This window comes from Ensifer sp., assembly GCF_031989085.1.
Classification (GTDB): domain Bacteria; phylum Pseudomonadota; class Alphaproteobacteria; order Rhizobiales; family Rhizobiaceae; genus Ensifer.
In genome coordinates, this window is record NZ_DALZXU010000001.1 from 876,128 (window position 1) to 896,977 (window position 20,850).

19 protein-coding genes are annotated in these 20,850 nt (G+C 62.7%); 15 read left to right on the forward strand and 4 right to left on the reverse strand.

Annotation, left to right across the window (positions count from 1 at the left end; translation table 11 throughout):
* Positions 1-6 precede the first annotated feature (6 nt).
* Positions 7-1,422 carry a metalloprotease TldD gene (tldD, locus tag RTP54_RS04175; protein ID WP_312361214.1) on the forward strand — a complete coding sequence of 472 codons (1,416 nt, stop codon included), beginning with the start codon at positions 7-9 and terminating at the stop codon, positions 1,420-1,422.
* A 49-nt stretch (positions 1,423-1,471) separates the two neighbouring features.
* On the opposite strand, the gene RTP54_RS04180 is transcribed toward tldD, so the two are convergent.
* On the reverse strand, positions 1,472-2,737 hold the full coding sequence (locus RTP54_RS04180) for a D-alanyl-D-alanine carboxypeptidase family protein (RefSeq protein WP_312363167.1): 1,266 nt from the start codon (positions 2,735-2,737) through the stop codon (positions 1,472-1,474).
* A 309-nt stretch (positions 2,738-3,046) separates the two neighbouring features.
* On the opposite strand from RTP54_RS04180, the gene RTP54_RS04185 reads away from it, so the two are divergent.
* Positions 3,047-4,096, forward strand: coding sequence for a polysaccharide deacetylase family protein (locus RTP54_RS04185; RefSeq protein WP_312361216.1), 1,050 nt, complete (start codon positions 3,047-3,049; stop codon positions 4,094-4,096).
* A gap of 21 nt (positions 4,097-4,117) precedes the next feature.
* Here RTP54_RS04185 and pdxH read toward each other — a convergent pair whose 3' ends face one another.
* The gene (gene pdxH, locus RTP54_RS04190) at positions 4,118-4,738 is read right to left on the reverse strand and encodes a pyridoxamine 5'-phosphate oxidase (protein WP_112808567.1); all 621 of its coding nucleotides are present in this window, start codon (positions 4,736-4,738) and stop codon (positions 4,118-4,120) included.
* 140 nt (positions 4,739-4,878) lie between these two features.
* Between pdxH and RTP54_RS04195 the strand changes: the two genes are divergently transcribed.
* From RTP54_RS04195 to RTP54_RS04210, 4 genes are all read left to right on the forward strand, one after another.
* Positions 4,879-5,331 (forward strand): RT0821/Lpp0805 family surface protein, encoded by a 453-nt coding sequence (locus tag RTP54_RS04195; protein WP_112808565.1) that lies wholly within the window; start codon positions 4,879-4,881, stop codon positions 5,329-5,331.
* A gap of 214 nt (positions 5,332-5,545) precedes the next feature.
* The gene (locus RTP54_RS04200) at positions 5,546-6,601 is read left to right on the forward strand and encodes a DnaJ C-terminal domain-containing protein (RefSeq protein WP_312361219.1); all 1,056 of its coding nucleotides are present in this window, start codon (positions 5,546-5,548) and stop codon (positions 6,599-6,601) included.
* A gap of 205 nt (positions 6,602-6,806) precedes the next feature.
* Complete coding sequence (gene fabI / locus RTP54_RS04205) at positions 6,807-7,625, forward strand: enoyl-ACP reductase FabI (protein ID WP_077498066.1); 819 nt, start codon at positions 6,807-6,809, stop codon at positions 7,623-7,625.
* A gap of 49 nt (positions 7,626-7,674) precedes the next feature.
* Complete coding sequence (locus RTP54_RS04210; protein WP_112817390.1) at positions 7,675-8,259, forward strand: histidine phosphatase family protein; 585 nt, start codon at positions 7,675-7,677, stop codon at positions 8,257-8,259.
* Positions 8,260-8,374: 115 nt separating this feature from the next.
* Here the strand turns inward: RTP54_RS04210 and RTP54_RS04215 are convergent, their stop codons facing one another.
* Complete coding sequence (locus RTP54_RS04215; RefSeq protein ID WP_112808559.1) at positions 8,375-8,635, reverse strand: DUF1344 domain-containing protein; 261 nt, start codon at positions 8,633-8,635, stop codon at positions 8,375-8,377.
* Between the two features lie 296 nt (positions 8,636-8,931).
* Between RTP54_RS04215 and RTP54_RS04220 the strand changes: the two genes are divergently transcribed.
* The 3 genes from RTP54_RS04220 (at position 8,932) to ribB (ending at position 14,461) form a co-directional block, all read left to right on the forward strand.
* Complete coding sequence (locus tag RTP54_RS04220) at positions 8,932-12,111, forward strand: EAL domain-containing protein (protein WP_312361228.1); 3,180 nt, start codon at positions 8,932-8,934, stop codon at positions 12,109-12,111.
* A gap of 121 nt (positions 12,112-12,232) precedes the next feature.
* A complete protein-coding gene (gene aroC / locus RTP54_RS04225) occupies positions 12,233-13,330 on the forward strand; it encodes a chorismate synthase (protein ID WP_312361230.1) in 1,098 nt (365 codons plus the stop codon).
* Between the two features lie 30 nt (positions 13,331-13,360).
* Positions 13,361-14,461: a 3,4-dihydroxy-2-butanone-4-phosphate synthase gene (gene ribB / locus RTP54_RS04230; protein WP_112808557.1), complete on the forward strand. Its 1,101-nt coding sequence runs from the start codon at positions 13,361-13,363 to the stop codon at positions 14,459-14,461.
* A gap of 131 nt (positions 14,462-14,592) precedes the next feature.
* On the opposite strand, the gene RTP54_RS04235 is transcribed toward ribB, so the two are convergent.
* The gene (locus RTP54_RS04235) at positions 14,593-15,123 is read right to left on the reverse strand and encodes an invasion associated locus B family protein (RefSeq protein WP_112808555.1); all 531 of its coding nucleotides are present in this window, start codon (positions 15,121-15,123) and stop codon (positions 14,593-14,595) included.
* A 355-nt stretch (positions 15,124-15,478) separates the two neighbouring features.
* On the opposite strand from RTP54_RS04235, the gene coxB reads away from it, so the two are divergent.
* The 6 genes from coxB to RTP54_RS04265 all read left to right on the forward strand — a co-directional run bounded on the left by coxB (position 15,479) and on the right by RTP54_RS04265 (position 20,821).
* Positions 15,479-16,363: a cytochrome c oxidase subunit II gene (gene coxB / locus RTP54_RS04240; RefSeq protein WP_112808551.1), complete on the forward strand. Its 885-nt coding sequence runs from the start codon at positions 15,479-15,481 to the stop codon at positions 16,361-16,363.
* 20 nt (positions 16,364-16,383) lie between these two features.
* Positions 16,384-18,072: a cytochrome c oxidase subunit I gene (gene ctaD / locus RTP54_RS04245; protein WP_112808549.1), complete on the forward strand. Its 1,689-nt coding sequence runs from the start codon at positions 16,384-16,386 to the stop codon at positions 18,070-18,072.
* 98 nt (positions 18,073-18,170) lie between these two features.
* A complete protein-coding gene (locus RTP54_RS04250) occupies positions 18,171-19,127 on the forward strand; it encodes a heme o synthase (protein ID WP_112808547.1) in 957 nt (318 codons plus the stop codon).
* Complete coding sequence (locus RTP54_RS04255; protein ID WP_053250651.1) at positions 19,127-19,267, forward strand: hypothetical protein; 141 nt, start codon at positions 19,127-19,129, stop codon at positions 19,265-19,267. The genes RTP54_RS04250 and RTP54_RS04255 overlap by 1 nt, the downstream gene beginning before the upstream one ends.
* Before the next feature lie 11 nt (positions 19,268-19,278).
* Positions 19,279-19,878, forward strand: a complete 600-nt coding sequence (locus tag RTP54_RS04260; RefSeq protein ID WP_312361234.1) for a cytochrome c oxidase assembly protein — start codon at positions 19,279-19,281, stop codon at positions 19,876-19,878.
* Between the two features lie 64 nt (positions 19,879-19,942).
* On the forward strand, positions 19,943-20,821 hold the full coding sequence (locus RTP54_RS04265) for a cytochrome c oxidase subunit 3 (RefSeq protein ID WP_112808543.1): 879 nt from the start codon (positions 19,943-19,945) through the stop codon (positions 20,819-20,821).
* Positions 20,822-20,850 lie beyond the last annotated feature (29 nt).

Here is a 20,850-nt window from a genome sequence, read left to right on the forward strand (position 1 = left end):
ACGACCATGAACACCGATCTGATGAGCCTCTTCGATGCCGATGAGGCGGCGATCCGCAAGGTTCTGTCGCAGACGCTTGCCGGCGCCGACGACGGCGAACTGTTCCTGGAGCATGCCCAGGCCGAAGTGCTGTCCTTCGACAACGGGCGGCTGAAGGGCGGCAGCTTCAACACCGACCAGGGTTTTGGCCTGCGCGCGGTCGCCGGCGAGGCGGTCGGTTACGCCCATGCGGGCGAACTGTCGCTTTCGGCACTTCGCCGTGCAGCGGACGCTGTCGGCCAGGTGACGCGCGGCTATGCCGGCTCTTACGCGGCGGCTCCCCAGCGCACCAACAAGAAGCTCTATGGTGACGAAAACCCGATCGGCGAGCCGAGCTTCGAGGCGAAGGTCGCGTTGCTGCAGGAGATCGACGCCTATCTGCGTGCGCGCGACCCCAAGGTCCGGCAGGTGACGGCCTCGATTGCCGCAAGCTGGCAGCTGGTCGACATCCTGCGTGCCGACGGTCACCGCGTTCAGGACATAAGGCCGATGACGCGCATCAACATTTCCGTGGTTGCCGGTGACGGCGACCGCCAGGAGAGCGGTTCCTACGGTATCGGCGGGCGTCGCGGCTTCGGCGATTTCATCACCGAGGAAAACTGGAAGAAGGGCGCCGACGATGCGTTGCGCCAGGCGCTCGTCAATCTCGACGCAATCGACGCACCTGCAGGCACCATGGACGTCGTGCTGGCGTCGGGCTGGCCGGGCGTCATGCTGCACGAAGCCGTCGGCCATGGCCTCGAAGGCGATTTCAATCGCAAGAAGACCTCGGCCTTTGCCGGACTGCTCGGCGAGCAGGTTGCAGCCAAGGGCGTGACCGTCGTCGACGACGGCACGATCGAGGCTCGCCGCGGGTCGATCTCGATCGACGATGAGGGAACGCCGTCGGGTTACAATGTGCTGATCGAGGACGGCAAGCTCGTCGGCTACATGCAGGACCGCCAGAATGCCCGGCTGATGGGCATGCAGCCGACCGGCAACGGCCGGCGCCAGGGCTATGCTCATGTGCCGATGCCGCGCATGACCAACACCTACATGCTCTCAGGCGACAGGACGCCCGAGGAAATCATCGCCTCGGTGAAGAGGGGTATCTACGCCGTCTCCTTCGGTGGCGGCCAGGTCGACATCACCTCCGGCAAGTTCGTCTTCGGCTGCACGGAGGCCTACATGATCGAGAACGGCAAGATCGGCGCCCCGGTCAAGGGAGCTATGCTGATCGGCAACGGCCCCGACGCGATGAAGCGCGTGACCATGGTCGGCAACGACACCCAGCTCGACACCGGCATCGGCAACTGCGGCAAGGCCGGGCAGTGGGTTCCGGTCGGCGTCGGCCAGCCGCATCTGCGCATGGACCAGATCACCGTCGGCGGCACCCAGGCGTAAAGCCCATGGCGGTCTTCGTGCTTCCGTCCCCGGAGACCGCCTGCCGCACTCAGCCGCGTGATGGCAGCAGCATGCAGTCGTAGGAGCGTTTCTTCAACGCGCTGCAGGCTTCGGCCGCCGCGTCCCGGCTGGTAAAGCCGACGAAGCGGGCGCGGTAGACGGTGCCGGCGCCCTTGCCGACGGCTTCGGTGTAAGGCGAGGCCTGCGCCAGTCTTTCGCCTCCGGCCGCTTGGGCCTGCGCGAGCAGCGCACGCGCCGCGTCGGCCGAAGGGGCCGCCGAGATCTGGATCTGCCAGCCGCTGGCAGCGCGAACCGCAACTGGTTCTTCGACCGCGGCCATGACCGTCGGGCGCTCTGCCGGAACGGCCGACGTGGACGATGCCGCGATCAGGGCCGCGACGCTGTCGCCCTTGGCGCGATGCGGGGCGGTAAAGGGCAGCGGCACGTCCGACATCGTGGCGGCGGACGCGATTTCGACTTCAGCCGGCGCCGTGCCGCGCGTCCTGGCGGCAGCCACCAGCTGGCGGCCCGTCGATGCCTTGCCGAGATGGCGGTTGAGCAGGGCCGCCATCTTGTCGTCGCGGCTGCGCGCCGTGCGGCCGCCCAGGACGACGCCGATCACGCGGCGGTTGCCGTCCCTGACCGCGCTGACCAGATTGAAGCCGGAGGCATTGGTGTAGCCGGTCTTGATCCCGTCCATGCCGTCATAGCGGTACATCAGATTGTTGTGGCCGCGGATCTTGCGACCGCGAAACGTGAAGCTCGGAGTGGCAAACAGCCGGTATTCCCGGGGATAGTCGCGCATCAGCGCGACCGCGAGCGTCGACATGTCGCGCGCCGTCGTAACCTGCTTGGATGCGGGCAGGCCGGAGGCGTTGATGAAGACGGTGCGGCTCATGCCCAGCTGACGCGCCTTGGCCGTCATTTCCCTGGCAAAATTCTGCTCCGAGCCGCCCAGCTTCTCGCTCATCGCGGCGGCAGCGTCATTGGCGGAGCGGACGATCATGCCATAGACCGCCTCGCGCACGGTAATGGTGCTGCCGGCTTTGAGGCCCAGCTTCATCGGCGGCTTGGCGGCTGCAGCCCTCGACACCTTGATCTGGCTGTCCCAGCTGATCTCGCCGCGCCGGAGCGCCTCGAAGGTGAGGTAGAGCGTCATCATCTTGGTCAGCGATGCCGGGTGGTTGAGCGTATCGGCATTCTCCGATGACAGGACCTTGCCCGTGCGCGCATCGAGCACCAGCGAAGCGTTGCCGGCAAAGGCCGGCGCAGTGCTCAAGGTCAGAGCACACATCGCCACGAGCAGGCGGCGGATAATGTTCATGTCGGTCCCCATCGAAAAGCGCCGCCGGGCAGGCGCTGAGCTGTGTCGTTTTGTGACAAGGGCGTGTCTTTGCTGCAACTTTGAGGCAGAATGCGATTTTTCCCTACGACTTTCGTCGCGGTGGTAAACGAAAAATGAACGTCACACGCCTTCAGCAAGGTTTAACGCTGCTTCCGTTAACGTCCCAGGTGACGCGTCTGATCTGACGCGCGAGGATGCTGCTGCAACACACTCTCTCTCGGTCGATCCTGATCGGAGGCGCCGTGCTGCGGCCGACGGGGTAGGGTTGAGCAGACTGATATGGCGGGTGGCTTCAAGGCTGACATCAAGACGCGGGCGCGACGCGCGGCGATAACAGCCGGGCTCGAACTGGCAGGCGGTCTCGGACGCGCCGGCCTGATGCCGGGCGCGCGCGGGCGCGGCGCCATCTTCACGCTGCATCACGTCCGACCAAAGGTTCCGCGCGCCTTCGATCCGAACGCTCATCTCGAAATCACCCCGGAGTTTCTCGATGGGGCCATCACCCGGCTGAAGCAGGGCGGCTATCGTTTCATCGCTCTCGACGATCTGCCAACGGTGCTTGCAGTGGGAGATGAAGCGCCATTTGCCTGTTTCACACTCGATGACGGCTACCGCAACAATCTCGATCACGCCTTGCCGGTCTTTGCCCGGCACGGCGTTCCGTTCACGGTTTTCGTGTCCGGCGGCTTCGTCGATCGCAGCCACACGCTTTGGTGGGAAACGCTCGCCGATCTGCTTTCGGCGACCGGCCGCTTCCGATTCGATTTCGGCAGAGGCATGGAGACGCTCGACGTTGAAAGTCATGCGGACAAGCAGGCGATGTTCGCCCGCATCGCAAGCCATATTCACAGCCGCGAGGAAAGCGGGGCGGTTGCAGCGGTCGATGCGGCAGCGCTGGAGCAGGGGATCGATGCCTTCGCCATCGCCAAGGCGTTGACGCTCGATGAGGCCGGCTTGCGCCGCCTTGCCCAAGGTCCGCTCGCGAGCCTCGGGGCGCATACGATCAGCCACCGCGCCATTGCGCGGCTCGACGATGACGAGGCCGTCCGGGAGATCGAGGCATCCGCCGCCCGCGTCGAAAAGATCACGGGCAAAAGGCCGCGTTGCTTTGCCTATCCCTATGGAGACCGCCCGGCTGTATCACCGCGCGATCACCGGCTTGTCGCCGGCCTGGGGTTCGAGGTCGCCGTCACGACCATGCCGGGCACGCTAACGGCGGCGGCGCCGCTGCACGCCTTGCCGCGCATTTCGCTTAACGGCCATTTCCAGCGGCCCCGTTACGTCTCTGCGCTCGCCTCCGGCATTCCGTTTCGCCTCGGCGGCCGCTGAAGCCGCATCGTCGATCGCCCGTCAGGGGTACATCCGCACCTTCTCCCAGCCGCCCTCTGGCGTCTCGCGTCGGAATTCCAGCCGGTCGTGCAGTCTGAACGGCCGGTCGTGCCAGAACTCGATCGAAGTCGGGCGGATGCGAAAGCCGGACCAGTATTGCGGACGGGGAATGTCGCCGAGCGCATGGCGGGCGGTGTATTCGGCGACCGCCTTTTCCAGCGCGAAGCGGCTCTCGAGCGGGCGGGACTGTTTCGATGCCCAGGCGCCGATGCGGCTGCCGCGCGGCCGCGACTTGAAGTATTCGTCCGCCTCGGCATCCGAGACGATCTCGACAGGTCCGCGTACCCGCACCTGGCGGCGAAGCGATTTCCAGTGGAAACACATGGCAGCCTTGCGGGCGCTGAGCACTTCCTGGCCTTTCTGGCTCTCGAAATTCGTGTAGAAAACGAAGCCGCGCGCGTCGAAATCCTTCAACAGAACCATGCGCACATTCGGCAGTCCGTCCGGGTCGACGGTCGCCAGTGCCACGGCGTTGGGGTCGTTGATCTCGCTGCCTTCCGCATCCTTCAGCCATGTGCCGAAAAGGGAAAAGGGCTCATTTGCTTCCGTGAAGTCACCGCTTGTTAACTCATTCACCGCCATATTGCCTTCTAACGCCGTGATGTCTGGCGCGGAAACGCTTCGGGATGAGCCCGAGCGGTGTTTCCGCATCGAAAATGTCAGAGCCTGCTTGTTGACTTCCTCGGGAAACGTGCGGCTCTTGCGAGTCTGACAGGATTGCCGTGCAAGACATAGCAAAGTGGATCGATGGCAAGAAGGGTTTTTCCTTCTCGGTGATGCGTGGCGCGGCAATTTGCCTGCCAGTGTTGATCCTTTCCGGTTGCATGGGGGCCGGCTTCGACATGTTCGGAACGAGCGTCGATCGCACCGTATCGACAGGCACCGTTCCTGTCGCCAAAACCTCCGACGGCCTTTCCGACGCGGTCCTCGTCCGCAATGCCGTAACCTCGGCCGAGCTCGGGCAAGGGTCGCTCAACCCCATTCCCTGGGCGAATTCGACGTCCGGCAGCGCCGGCGTCATCAGCAGCATCCAGGAAGACAACGCCAGCGGCATGCTGTGCCGTCGCTTCACCACGACCCGCCATTCCTATGAGGGCATCGCCAAGTTCGACGGCAGCACCTGTAAGCTCGGCGATGGCGAGTGGTATCTCACCAGCTTCGGCCCTCGCGCCTGAAATCGCATGTTAACCACATTTCGGCAAACCGCGGCACGAAGGCTTCGTTCTCGGTCCTGACCGGCTTCGCGGTCCTTGCGGCTAACCGATCTTTAGCAAGTTCTGCCCATCCTCGCCGCTGAACGGGACAGCCATCGCGGCATGTTTTCCCCGGTTTGAGGCATAAGGCGGGCATCTGGGAGAGGCCGCCGATCAGAGAAGATGGTAGCAAACCATGCGTGATCCCTATGCAGTTCTCGGCGTCCGGCGCACCGCTGGTCAGGACGAAATCAAGGCGGCGTGGCGCTCGGTCGCCAAAGCCATCCATCCCGATCACAATCAGGACGACCCGACCGCGGCCGAGCGCTTTGCCGAGGCCGGCAAGGCCTATGAGCTGCTGCGCGACCCCAAACTGAGAAGCCGCTACGACTACGCCCGGCGCGAAGCCGAGTTGCGCCGCATGGAGGCGATGAAGGCGAAGATGCGCCCCGAGCCCGAGGAGCAGCCTGTGGGAGCGGAGACCGCCGAGGAAGCCGCCTCTCAGATCTTCGGCGCTGAGCCGCGCGCGAGAACCGCAAGGCCGGCCCCGAAGCCCGCCGCGGCGAAGGCGCCGGAACGGCCTGCCGCATCGCCTGAACCGAAGCCCGAGCCTGCAGTCGAGCTGAAGCCGGATGCCGTGGCAAAGACCGAGCCGCCGCTGATGCAGCGCGCGGCAGCCCCCGCCGCCGAGCTCGTCGCCGCCATTGTCCGGCGCATTCGCGGCCGCGCCGCCAAGACCGCCGACAAGGTTCCTGACCTCGCCGTCGACCTCAGCGTCTCGATCCAGGACCTGATCGATCGCCAGCGCCTGTCGCTCGAGCTGCCGGACGGCGAAGCCGTCAAGGTCCAGATACCGCCGGGTGCGGTCGACGGCCAGACGATCCGTCTGGCGGAGCAGGGCTATCGCGTCACCGGGATGACGCGCGGCGACGTCGTCGTCACCTTGCGCGTCGATCAGAGTGGGCCATTCCGCACCAATGGGCTTGACCTGCTGACGACATTGCCTGTCGATCTGCAGAGCGCGGTGCTCGGCTGCGAACACACGATATCGACGCCGATCGGCGAAGCGACCGTTGTCGTTCCGGCCTGGTCCGGGTCGGACAAGGTCATCCGTATGGCAGGTTTCGGGTTGCCGGGCGCCTATGGCACGCATGGCGATCTGCTCGTCGAGTTGCGCCTCGTCCTGCGTGACACGCCTGACGACAAGGTCACGGATCTGATGAAATCGCTGCGCGACGGCCTGTATTTGTGACCGTTTTCTAACAGTCTGACCCAATATTACGGGGACTAACAGTTCCTGATCCCGGCCGCGCTTGAACCACCCGGGCGGCTATGCCATAGGCAATTCTCGACAATTTGCCGCACGTGCGCTAACCGCGCCGGCTTGGCCTATTTGAATTTTGTGAAGTCTGGCGTCGGCCGTTGTCGATGCCGGCATTTAGTATTGGGGACAATGCATGGCTCAGGCATCGGGTTTGATGAAGGGCAAGCGTGGCGTCATCATGGGCGTCGCCAACAACCGTTCGATCGCATGGGGGATCGCCAAGGCGATCCACGCCCAGGGCGGCGAAGTTGCGCTGACCTATCAGGGTGATGCACTGAAGAAGCGCGTCGAACCGCTTCTGGCCGAAATCGACGGCTTCATGGCCGGCCACTGCGACGTCAGCGACGAGGCCTCGATCGACGAGGTGTTCTCCGCGCTTGAAAAGCACTGGGGCAAGATCGATTTCGTCGTGCACGCCATCGGCTTCTCCGACAAGGACGAACTGACCGGCCGCTACGTCGACACGTCGCCGGAAAACTTCGCCAAGACGATGCAGATTTCGGTCTATTCGTTCACCTCGGTTGCCCGTCGCGCTGAAAAGCTGATGACGGACGGCGGCTCGATGCTGACGCTGACCTACTACGGCGCCGAGAAGGTGATGCCGAACTACAACGTCATGGGCGTCGCCAAGGCGGCACTCGAGGCAAGCGTCAAGTACCTCGCGGTTGATCTCGGCCCGAAGAACATTCGCGTCAACGCGATTTCTGCTGGTCCGATCAAGACGCTGGCCGCTTCCGGCATCGGAGACTTCCGCTACATCCTCAAGTGGAACGAGTATAACGCCCCGCTGCGTCGCACCGTCACCATTGAGGAAGTGGGCGATGTCGGCCTCTACATGCTGTCCGACCTGTCGCGCTCGGTTACCGGTGAAGTCCACCACGCCGACAGCGGCTACCATGTCGTCGGCATGAAGGCCGTCGACGCCCCGGATATCTCCGTTATCAAGGATTGACCGGCGCCGCCGACCGGCCCGAATAGCCTGCTGCCCGGAGCGAAATGTAGTGCTGATCTATGTGATCCGTCACGGACAAACAGACTGGAACGCGGAAAGCCGCCTCCAGGGGCAGAAGGATATCCCTCTCAATGATACCGGCCGCCAGCAGGCGACCGGAAACGGGGTGGCGCTGGGCGCCATCCTCGGCGCTGACGCCGAGCAGTTCGACTTCGTCGCCAGCCCGCTTGGCCGCACCCGTGAGACCATGGAACGCCTGCGCCAGGCCATGGGCCTTGACCCCATCCTCTACCGTACCGACGACCGGCTGAAGGAAGTGTCCTTTGGCGACTGGGAAGGCTTCACGCTGCCGGAGCTGAAGCGCTCCGTGCCCGAGCGCATCGCCGAGCGACGCAAGGTGAAATGGGACTTCATTCCGCCGGGCGAGGATGCCGAAAGCTACGAGATCTTGTCCTGGCGCATCGCCGCCTGGCTCAAGGACGTGAACAGGCCGACGGTCTGTGTCAGCCATGGCGGCGTCATCCGGGCGCTGTTCAAGCTGTTTGGCGAGATGGACGAGGATGAAGCGGCATCGGCCGCCATCCCGCAGGATCGTCTGTTGCGCATTGCCGGCAACACGATCGGCTGGATCTGAAATTTCAAAACATTTCCGATGAAGGACAGCTGCGCGCTTGTCCTTTTGAGGCGCCGGCGATGCCCGACCGGAAAGCTTGCGCCCCGCGTAAGGCGGGGCGGCGTTGCCATAAGTCCTACTGGATGATCTCGAGATCGTTGATCACACGCTTGCCGTCGACCTCGGTATAGAACACGACGACTTTTACGCCGGCGGTGAGGCCTTCGAAGTTGAACTCTTCCGGTGCCTGGTAGCTCTTTCCGTCGTCCAGCTGAAGGCTGAGCCGATCTGTATCGACACCGGTAATGACGGCTTCGACGTCGGCGCTTTCGGCAAGTGCCGACAAAGGCGAAAGCAAGCCGGCGGTGGCCATGAGCGCGGCAATGACAAAACGCATCTTTCTTGCCCTCTTCAATGTATCTGCGATTCTTCTTGTCATCACCCTTTGATCCCCGATTGTGGCAAAAATTGCCTTGCACCGTAGCTTTTGACAGGCATTTCCCGTGTTTCGGGTTGCCCGGCCGGCAGAGGGAGACTGAACGCCAAACGTGCAGTTTTCAAGCGTTCCGGCGCTGGAGCCGACGGCGCTTCCGCATTGTATCCCCATGAATTATGGGGTTTTCCAAAGAAATGTCACGAAAGCCAATCTTAAGACTCCCTCGCTACCTTTGGTTGGGGATCGAGGGAATTAGAGTGAAGATTGTTGACGTTCTGCGCCAACGCATTCGGGCGGCAGCCAGATTTGCGAAACCATCGCTGATACCGGCTGCTATCGCGGGCATCGTTGTGTTCAGCGGCGGCCATGTCTACGAGCGCCAAAATCGGGAAAACTTTCGAAGCGATCTGGCGATCGATGTGGAAAACGAGCTGAACCTGATCGCCAACCGTCTCCAGTCGGAGATCAATACCAACATCGCCGCGCTCAACGGCTTCGCCAACAGCATCGGCGTTCATCCGGAGATGTCCGCCGACGATTTCACCATCATGTCGACCAAGTTGCTGCTGCAGAACCCGCAGATGGTGCGCGCATCGGCAGCGCCCGGCGGCGTGGTGCGCAACGCTTTCCCGCGGGAAAGCCAGCAATGGTTCGTCGGCACCGACTTCAACAAGTTCGGGGCGACCCGTCGTGCCGTCGAGCGGGCGTCGTCGACGGTCAGGCCGGTCATGATCGGCCCGGTCCGCCTGCCGAGCGGGCGCAGCGGCTTCGAGCTTTTCCTGCCGGTCTTCGCCAAGATACAAGGACGTATGGAGCGCTGGGGTTACGTCGAGGCGATCATCGACGAGAAAGCTCTCTATCGATCCGCTCGTCTGCTGGAAGAGGGTGTCGAAACGCCGGAGTTTACCAGCGATCATCGTCACGTCGACGTGCATCTGGCGATCCGCGATATCTCGGAGCCGGAGCGTATCCAGGACGCGTTCTTTGGCGACGACGGCGTTTTTCGAACGTCGCCGGCCAAGCGTCAGCTGGCCCTGCCGGGCGGGGTCTGGGAACTGGCGGCAACCCCGATCGGCGGCTGGGATCAACTGCCGGAAAACAGCCGGGACCTGCGTCTGGCGATCGCAGCGGCGGTCGCGGTCGTCGTCATTCCCATTCTGCTGACCGGCGGGCTCGTCAACGAGCGCCAGCGCAACATTGCCAAGCTGAGGGCGCGCGAAGGGGAGGTGATGACGCTGTCGCATCGCCTCAACCTGGCGCTCGAAGCCTCCAAGATCGGCATCTGGGAAATCGACCAGGAAACGCAGGAGCGCTCCTGGGACGATCGCATGTTCCACCTGCACGGGCTGACCGTCCACGAGGACGAGCCGACTTACGACGAATGGCGCGCAACAGTTCACCCCGATGATGTCGGCATCGCTGCCAATGCGCTTTTCCGCAGCCTCGACGAGGGGCTCGAATACCGATCGCAATACCGGGTGGTGCTGGCTGACGGTAGCATCCGCCACATCCGCAATGTCGGTTCCGGCCATCAGGGCGTGGACGGCCGCTCGAAGATCACCGGCATCAGCTGGGACGTGACGGACGATGTGCTGAAGAACGAACGGCTCGCGGCCGCCAAGGCCCAGGTCGACCAGCAGAACCTGGAGCTCGAGCAAGCCCTGAAGGGGCTCTACGAGCGCGAGCAGGATCTGGAAAAACTGTCGCGCCGGCTGGACCTTGCGCTCGACAGCTATCGCTGCGGCATGTGGGAGGCCGATCTCGACAACAATGTCGCCTATTGGGACGAGCGCATGCACCAGCTCTACGGGCTGGTCTACACCGATGGCGCCACCAACGAGGAAATCTGGCTCGATGCCCTGCATCCCGACGATCGTGGATCTGCCCTGCTCGCGGTCAACACGGCGATCGGCGCGCGCGAGACCTATGTCCATCAGGCGCGCGTGGTCATGGCCGAAGGCGCGGTTCGTTACATTCGCTCGGTTGGCAAGCTGCATATCTCTCCGGAGGGACGGCGAAAGCTGGTGGGCATCGCGCTCGATGTGACCGACGACGTGGTGATGACCGAGCAGTTGCGCGCCGCCAAGGCAATGGCCGACGCCAAGAACGCCGAGCTCGAGCAGGCGCGTATCCGCATCGAACACAATTCGCTGCACGATCCGCTGACGGGGCTCGGCAACCGCCGGATGCTCGACAAGGCGCTCGAGCACTTGACCGGCGCGGGCGCCGATGCGCCCCAGAGCATTGCCATCCTCCACATCGATCTCGACCGCTTCAAGCAGATCAACGACACGCTCGGCCATGCGGCCGGCGACGCGATGCTGGTCCATGCGTCGGAGATCCTGCGCTCGAACATCGCACCTGGCGATATCGTGGCGCGCATCGGCGGCGACGAGTTCGTGGTGGTCATAACCGGTGCGCCGGGTGATGCGGCGCTGGCGGCCCTGTGCGACCGGATCATCGCGGAAATGCGCCAGCCGGTCGACTACAACGGTTTTCCCTGTCGCTTCGGCGTCAGCATCGGCGTTGCCGTGGCGCGCCAGGTCCATGCAGACGCGCGCAAGCTGCTCGTCAACGCCGACATGGCGCTCTACCGCGCCAAGGAAAACGGCCGCAACCGCTATCAGTTCTTCACGCAGATCCTCCAGGCCGAGGTCGTCACCGCCAAGCGCGTCGCCGACGAAATCCTCGAAGGCATCGAACGCGACGAGTTCGTGCCCTGGTATCAGCCGCAATTCGACGCTTCGACGCTGGCACTTTCCGGGGTGGAGGCGCTCATCCGCTGGCGTCATCCGCGCCAGGGTATCCTGACGCCGGACAAGTTCCTGGCAATCGCCGACGAACTGAACGTCACCGCCGCCCTTGACCGTCTCGTGCTTGAAAAATCGCTGGCCGACCAGATGCGCTGGGCCGCCGCCGGCCTGAGGGTCCCGAAGATTTCCGTCAATGTCTCGGCCAAGCGTCTTCAGGACGAACGGTTGCTCGCCTCGCTCGAGGGGTTGAGCATCGTGCCGGGCCAGCTTTCCTTCGAACTGGTGGAATCGATCTTCCTCGACGAGAGCGACGACATCGTCACTGCCAATATCGAGGGCATCAAGAAGCTTGGCATCGACATCGAGATCGACGATTTCGGCACCGGGCATACCTCGATCGTCAGCCTGTTGAAGATCAAGCCGAAGCGGCTGAAGATCGACCGCCAGCTGGTGGTTCCGGTTCTCAGCGCCCGGACCGAACAGGCGCTGATCCGGTCGATCATCGACATCGCCCGTTCGCTGGGGATCGAGACGGTGGCGGAAGGCGTGGAGACGATGGCGCATGCCGAGATGCTCGGCATTCTCGGCTGCGACCTGTTGCAGGGCTATGCCTTCTCCAAACCGCTCAGCGCCGAAAACTTCCTGGCATTCGCGACGGAGCGCGGGCTCAAGCTCGCCTCCTGAAGCGACTGCAAAATCCCGGTGCGCATCGGAAGGACTTTCCCCTGTCCCGGCTTTCCACTATGAGGGTTGCGCCCGTACATGAAAGATGTACGGCCGTTGCTTCTCAGAGTTCGGTTGCCTCATGTCTCACAACACGTTCGGTCATCTCTTCCGCGTCACCACCTGGGGTGAAAGCCATGGACCAGCACTTGGCTGCGTGGTCGACGGGTGCCCTCCCGGCATTCGTTTCACGCTCGCCGAACTGCAGGCCTGGCTCGACAAGCGCAAGCCGGGCCAGTCGCGCTTCGTCACGCAGCGCCGCGAGGAGGACCTCGTGAAAATCCTCTCCGGCGTCATGCTGGACGAGGACGGCGAGACGATGATCTCGACCGGTACGCCGATCTCGATGCTGATCGAAAATACCGACCAGCGCTCGAAAGACTATTCGGAAATCTCCAAGCGCTATCGCCCGGGGCATGCCGACTACGCCTACGACGTCAAATACGGCATTCGCGACTATCGCGGCGGCGGCCGGTCGTCGGCACGCGAAACGGCAGCGCGCGTCGCTGCCGGCGGCATTGCCCGCAAGGTCGTTCCGGGCCTCGTCGTGCGCGCGGCACTCGTCCAGATCGGCAAGCACAAGATCGACCGCGCCAACTGGGATTGGGCCGAGGTCAACAACAATCCGTTCTTTGCTCCCGACCCGGCGATCGTGCCTGTCTGGGAAGCCTATCTCGATGGTATCCGCAAGTCGGGATCGTCGATCGGCGCCGTCGTCGAGGTGGTGGCCGAGGGCGTGCCTGCCGGGATCGGCGCACCGATCTACGCCAAGCTTGACCAGGACATCGCTTCGAACCTGATGTCGATCAACGCCGTCAAGGGCGTCGAGATCGGCAACGGCTTCGGCGCGGCCGAAATCACCGGCGAGGAAAACGCCGACGAGATGCGCATCGGCGACGACGGCCAGCCGGTCTTCCTCTCCAACCATGCCGGTGGCATCCTCGGCGGAATTTCGACCGGACAGCCGGTCATTGCCCGCTTTGCGATCAAGCCGACCTCGTCCATCCTGACCGAGCGCCGCTCGATCGACAGCGACGGCAACGAGGTGGATGTGCGCACCAAGGGGCGTCATGATCCTTGCGTCGGCATCCGCGCCGTACCGATCGGCGAGGCGATGGTTGCCTGCACGATTGCGGATCACTACCTGCGAGACCGCGGCCAGACCGGCCGGCTCAAGTAATTAGGCCCAAGACAAATCGGGAAGATCATCATGTCCTATGACCAGAAGCGCGTCGTCGATGCCATCAGGGCCTTCGAGGCCGGCGAGATCGTCGTCGTCACAGATGATGACGGTCGCGAGAACGAAGGCGACCTGATCGTCGCCGCGGTTCATTGCACGCCCGAAAAGATGGCCTTCATCGTGCGCCACACCTCGGGCATCGTCTGCACGCCGATGCCGCGCGAGGAGGCAAAGCGGCTCAATCTGAATGCCATGGTGGCGGAAAACGATTCTGCGCACACCACCGCGTTCACCGTCTCGGTCGACTTCAAGCATGGCACCACCACCGGCATCTCGGCCGACGATCGCACGCTGACCGTGCGCAATCTCGCCAACCCGAATGTCGGACCGACCGATTTCGTGCGCCCCGGGCATATCTTTCCGCTGGTCGCCCGCGAAGGCGGCGTCCTGATGCGTTCGGGCCATACGGAGGCTGCCGTCGATCTGTGCAAGCTCGCAAGCCTGCCGCCGATCGGCGTCATCTGCGAACTGGTCAATGACGACGGCACGGTGACGCGTGGACCCCAGGTCAGCGCCTTTGCCGAAAAGCACGGCCTGAAGCAGGTCTCGGTCGCCGATCTCATCGCCTATCGCCAGCGCAAGGAAACGCTGATCGAGCAGGGCGGCTCGTTCGACATCGAGACGCCCTATGGCAAGGCCAAGGGACATTCCTATTCTCTGCCCTGGGATCCGATGCAGCACCTGGCCGTGATTTTCGGCGACATTCGCGACGGCGTCGACATCCCGGTCCGCCTGCACCTTGAAAATGTCGGCGCCGATGTTTTCGGCAAGGACTGCCAGATCGATCGGATCATGAAGCGCATGGCCGAAGAGGGCAGGGGTGTCATCGTCTACCTGCGCGAAGGCTCGGTCGGCGTCGGCGTGTCGCAGACCGCACGAAAGGGCAAGCATGACCGCGAAGCCCATGACGAGGCGCAGGCTCGCGAAAGCGAATGGCTGGAAATCGGTCTCGGCGCGCAGATCCTGAAGGATCTCGGCATCAGTTCGATCCGGCTGCTTGCCTCGCGCGAGCGCCACTATGTCGGTCTCGAAGGTTTCGGCATCAAGATTGCCGCGACCGACATCATCTGACGCTCAGGCGATTGCCGCTCTCAAGACGTTTCAAGCCCGGGCCAGCGCCCGGGCTTCTGCTTGTCTGGAACCCGGAAACGAAAAAGCCGCGCACGGGGCGCGGCTTTCGAAAACAGTAGGCGGCAGGCGGATCAGGGCAGGGCGTCGTAGCCTTCGCCGAACCCCTTCAGGTCGACGGGGATGCCGATGCCTTCTTCGGGAGACTGGAAGACGATGAACGTCGCCGTCGCGCCGGCGCGGAAAGTCTTCAAGAGTTCGTCCTCGAGCACGACTTCGGCGTAGCAGCCGTCCGAGAAGCAGCGCACGAAATAGGCGCGGCCGATATCCTTGCCGTCGACATTGAGCCCAAGGCCGTTCGGCAAGAGCACGCCGAGCGGCGCCAGAACGCGCAGGATCTTCGCCTTGCGGTCGGCAGTCTTGAGGACCACGACCGAGAGGCCGACTTCCGGCCGGTCTTCGGCGATGACGTTCTGCATCAGGGCGCATTGGTCGGTCGAGGCACCTGCTGGCTGATCGCAGACGATCGACCACGCCCCATGGTTTGACTTGACCGTTCCGGGCGCGCCAGCGGGTTGTTGGGCAGCGCTCGCCGTGGGGAGGGCGAGGACGGCAAATCCGAGAGCGGCAAGAGCCGACAGTCGGGAGAAGAGGGGCAGGCCCATGTAAACCTCAAAACGTCGAATCATCAGGGCTATTCTTGGAGCGCGCGGGGAGAAATGAAAAGCCCTGCGGGGTACATTCCAGCGCCATATGGCGGAAATTGGGCTCGCGGAACGCCATTGTCGCGCTGACGTGGCGCAGTTGCGTCTTCAATGGCGCGGATTGGCGCATATAAGTCGATTCGCCGGGGGTTCGAAGGGGCGCCTGTGAGAAAAGTCGTATTTGTGCAAAAATGCCGCATGGGGTTGATTGCACAGATGTTGCGGCGTTGGGCAAACTGTGGTTTGAAGCGCTGCAGTATCGCAGGGATTCTGCGTTCCGGTTTGATCCTGATCAAGCGCATTGGGGAGACATATTGTGAAAAACAAGGCCTATGCAGTTATGGCAGCGCTTGCCTGTCTGCTTTTTGCTTCGAGCGCCTACGCTGACAAGCCTGTCGAATGGCAGACGAACTTTCAGGCGGCTGCTACGGGCATTATGGAAGAAATCACGTGGTTTGAGCACTACACCCTGTGGTTCATCATTCCGATCACTCTCTTTGTCCTCCTGCTGCTGATTGTTGTGGTGGTCAAGTTCCGTGAGAGCGTCAATCCGGTTCCCTCCAAGACCAGCCACAACACCGCTATCGAGGTTGTCTGGACCGTCGGTCCGGTCATCATCCTGCTGTTCCTGGCCATTCCGTCCTTCCAGCTTCTGACCGCGCAGCTGACGCCGCCGGCCAATCCGGATCTGACGGTCAAGGCAACGGGTAATCAGTGGTACTGGTCCTATGAATATGAAGTCGGCGAAAGCCCGCTCTCCTTCGACAGCCTGCTGATGAAGGAAGAGGATCGCGCCAGCCTCGGCAAGGAAGACAAGGTCGAATATCCGCGTCTTCTCGCTGTCGACAACGAAGTCGTCGTTCCGGTCGGCAAGACCGTTCGTCTGCTCGTCACGGCTGCCGACGTCATTCACGCTTTCGCGATGCCTGCCTTCGGCGTTAAGATCGATGCCGTTCCCGGCCGCCTGAACGAGACTTGGTTCAAGGCTGACCGCGAAGGCCTCTACTACGGCCAGTGTTCCGAGCTCTGCGGCAAGGACCACGCCTATATGCCGATCGCCGTCCGCGTTGTTTCGCAGGAAAAATACGACGCCTGGCTCGCAGCCGCCGCTACCAATATCGGCGATGCGAACAAGGCGCTCATGGCGTCCATCGACGGCGCGGCCAAGGCCGTTGACGTCGCCGCCAACGCCGCACAGTAATCGGAAGGGGAGCTCGACCCATGGCTGGCACAGCCGCTCATCACGACCACCGCCATGATCACTCCGATCATGGCCACGCAGATCACGCGCACAAGCCTTTGAGCTTTTTTCAGCGCTGGTTTCTGTCGACCAACCACAAGGACATCGGCACGCTCTACCTGATCTTCGCGATCTTCGCGGGCATCATCGGCGGCACGCTGTCGATCTTCATGCGCGCCGAGCTGCAGGAGCCGGGCATCCAGATCTTCCACGGTCTGGCACAGATGGTCTACGGCTTCGAGGGCGACGCTGCCATCGACGGCGGCAAGCACATGTTCAACGTGTTCACGACCGCGCACGCGCTCATCATGATCTTCTTCATGGTCATGCCGGCGCTGATCGGCGGCTTCGCCAACTGGATGGTTCCGATCATGATCGGCGCCCCGGACATGGCGTTCCCGCGCATGAACAACATCTCCTTCTGGCTGATCATTCCGGCCTTCCTGCTGGTCCTGCTTTCGATGTTCGTCGAAGGTCCGGCAGGCGCCTATGGCGCAGGGGGCGGGTGGACGATCTATCCACCGTTCTCGACATCGGGCATGCCCGGACCGGCGATGGATCTCGTGATCCTCGGTCTGCACATCGCCGGCGCTTCGTCGATCCTCGGTGCGATCAACTTCATCACCACGATCCTGAACATGCGCGCTCCGGGCATGACGCTGCACAAGATGCCGCTGTTTGCATGGTCGGTTCTCATCACCGCCTTCCTGCTGCTGCTCTCGCTGCCGGTTCTGGCAGGTGGCATCACCATGCTTCTGACGGACCGCAACTTCGGCACGGCCTTCTTCGCGCCTGAAGGCGGCGGCGACCCGATTCTGTTCCAGCACCTGTTCTGGTTCTTCGGTCACCCGGAAGTGTACATCCTGATCCTGCCGGGCTTCGGCATCGTCAGCCACATCGTTTCCACCTTCTCGCGCAAGCCGATCTTCGGCTACCTCGGCATGGCCTACGCCATGGTCGCGATCGGCGCCGTCGGCTTCATCGTGTGGGCACACCACATGTACACCGTCGGCATGTCGCTCGACACGCAGCGCTACTTCGTCTTCGCGACGATGGTTATCGCGGTTCCGACCGGCGTGAAGATCTTCTCGTGGATCGCGACGATGTGGGGTGGTTCGATCCGCTTCACGACCCCGATGGTCTGGGCGATCGGCTTCATCTTCCTGTTCACCGTCGGTGGCGTTACGGGCGTACAGCTCGCCAATGCCGGCCTCGACCGTTCGCTGCACGACACCTACTACGTGGTTGCCCACTTCCACTACGTTCTGTCGCTCGGCGCGGTGTTCGCCATCTTCGCTGCCTGGTACTACTGGTTCCCGAAGATGACCGGCTACATGTACTCCGAGTTCGTCGGCAAGCTGCACTTCTGGGTCATGTTCATCGGTGTGAACCTGATCTTCTTCCCGCAGCACTTCCTCGGCCTCGCCGGCATGCCGCGCCGCTACATCGACTATCCGGATGCCTATGCCGGCTGGAACATGGTGTCGTCCTACGGCTCGTATGTCGCAGCCGTCGGCGTTCTGATCTTCCTCTACGGCGTTGCCGAAGCCTTCGCCAAGAAGCGCGTCGCTGGCGACAATCCGTGGGGCGAGGGTGCAAACACGCTCGAATGGCAGCTGTCTTCGCCGCCGCCGTTCCACCAGTGGGAACAGCTCCCGCGCATCAAGTGATGAGCAAGAAACAGAAGCCGCCGGTTCCGGCGGCTTCACCCCGCCGGAAAACCGGCAACAGACGGCCCCTATGGGCAAAAGACGATCAAGGACGAGACATGACGGTCATCGACAATCACGAAGCAATGGGCATGGATGGCGCGCCGCGCCTGTCCGAAGCCTCTGCACGCGATTATTTCGAGCTACTGAAGCCACGCGTCATGTCGCTCGTCGTCTTCACCGCGCTTGCGGGCCTCGTGCTCGCACCCGGCCATATCAATCCCTTCATCGGTTTCATTGCGATCCTCTGCATCGCCGTCGGGGCTGGCGCCTCCGGCGCGCTCAACATGTGGTATGACGCCGATATCGACGCGGTCATGACCCGCACCGCCACGCGCCCGATCCCGGCAGGCAAGATCCTGCCCGAGGAAGCGCTCGCCTTCGGTCTGACGCTCTCCGCCTTTTCCGTGATCATCCTTGGGCTTGCCGTCAATTGGCTCGCAGCCGGGTTGCTCGCCTTCACCATCTTCTTCTACGCCGTTATCTATACGATGTGGCTCAAGCGCTCGACGCCGCAGAACATCGTTATCGGCGGCGCTGCCGGCGCCTTTCCGCCGATGATCGGCTGGGCCTGCGTCACCGGCGGCGTGTCGGTCGAGAGCATCGTTCTCTTCCTCATCACTTTCCTTTGGACGCCGGCGCATTTCTGGGCGCTCGCGCTGTTCAAGATGGGCGACTACGGCGCGGTCGGCGTGCCGATGCTGCCCAATGTAGCCGGCCAGGCGACCACCAAGAAGCAGATCGTCATCTATGCGGTGCTGACGGCGCTGATCGGCATCTGTCCCACCTTGCTCGGTTTTGCGAGCATCGGTTACGGCGCGGTTGCGGCAGCACTTGGCCTCGGCTTCATCTGGTATTCGATCGGCGTGCTGCGCATGCCTGAGACGGATGAGCGCATGCTGCCGGCGAAGAAACTTTTCGCCTTCTCGATCATGTATCTGTTCGTGATCTTCTCCGCCCTGATGGCGGATCACCTGATCGTCAATATCTGGCTGAATGCCGGGAGTGTTGCCTGATGGAAACCGTCAAGCTGAACGAAGCCCAGAAGAAGTCTCGTCGCGGTCGCAACATTGCGCTCGGTGTCGTGCTGGCTGGCCTCGTCGTCCTCTTTTACGTCGTCACGCTGATCAAGTTCGGCAACGGCATGGTCAACTGAGGAGCCGCGATATGACGACCTCCGAGAACCCAGAGCTGAAGCAGCGCTCGAACGGCGTCATCGTCGGCACCTGCGTTGCCTTCGTCGTCGGCATGACCGGGATGGCCTATGCGGCCGTGCCGCTCTACGACATGTTCTGCCGTGTCACCGGCTACAACGGCACCACGCAGCGCGTCGAGCAAGCGTCTGACGTCATCCTCGACGAAAAGGTCAGGGTCACCTTCGACGCCAACACGTCGGGTGGTCTGCCCTGGGAGTTCAAGCCCGTACAGCGCGACATCGACGTGCGTATCGGCGAAACGGTGCAGGTGATGTACCGCGCCAAGAACCTTTCGTCGAAGCCGACGACGGGTCAGGCGACGTTCAACGTCACGCCGATGCAGGCCGGCGCCTACTTCAACAAGGTTCAATGCTTCTGCTTTACCGAGACGACCCTGCAGCCGGGAGAGGAGATGGAGATGCCGGTGGTATTCTTCGTCGATCCGGACATGGTCAAGGCGGTGGAGACCAAGGACATCAAGACACTGACGCTTTCCTACACCTTCTACCCGCGCGAGCCGTCGAAACCGGTCGCCCAGGTGAAGACGGGCGAAACTGAGAACAAACTTTGACTGGAGGCCTGTTTCGGCTAAGCCGGAAGGGCGACAAGAGAAAGACCTATCGGGGATTACTGACATGGCCGATGCGCATCAGAAGAATCACGACTACCACATCATCGACCCGAGCCCCTGGCCGTTGCTTGCCTCGATTGGCGCATTCGTCATGGCCTTCGGCGGTGTCGGCTACATGCGTTATCTCTCGGGCGGCTCGTTCAAGCTGTTCGGCGCCGAGCTTGCCAATCCGTGGGTCTTCTTCATCGGCCTCGTTATCGTTCTCTACACCATGTACGGCTGGTGGTCTGACACGGTGAAGGAAGCCCACGAGGGTCATCACACCCGCGTCGTCTCTTTGCACCTGCGCTACGGCATGATCATGTTCATCGCTTCGGAAGTGATGTTCTTCGTCGCCTGGTTCTGGGCCTATTTCGACGCGAGCCTGTTCCCGGGCGAAGCCATCCAGGCGACCCGCACCGCCTTTACCGGTGGCGTCTGGCCGCCGAAGGGCATCGAGGTTCTCGACCCCTGGCACCTGCCGCTCTACAACACCGTCATCCTGCTTCTTTCCGGCACGACGGTAACCTGGGCGCACCACGCTCTGCTGCACAACGATCGCAAGGGCCTCATCTCCGGCCTGTCGCTGACGGTCGTGCTCGGCGTGCTGTTCTCCTACGTTCAGGTCTACGAATACGCGCACGCTCCGTTCGCCTTCAAGGACTCGATCTACGGCGCAACCTTCTTCATGGCGACCGGTTTCCACGGCTTCCACGTTCTCGTCGGCACGATCTTCCTGCTCGTCTGCCTGCTGCGCGCGCTGCGCGGCGACTTCACGCCGAAGCAGCATTTCGGCTTCGAGGCGGCTGCCTGGTACTGGCATTTCGTTGACGTCGTCTGGCTGTTCCTCTTCTTCTCCATCTACATCTGGGGTGGTTGGGGCGCGCCGATCGCTCACATGTAAGACGGATAGAGCGCATGCTCTTGACGATG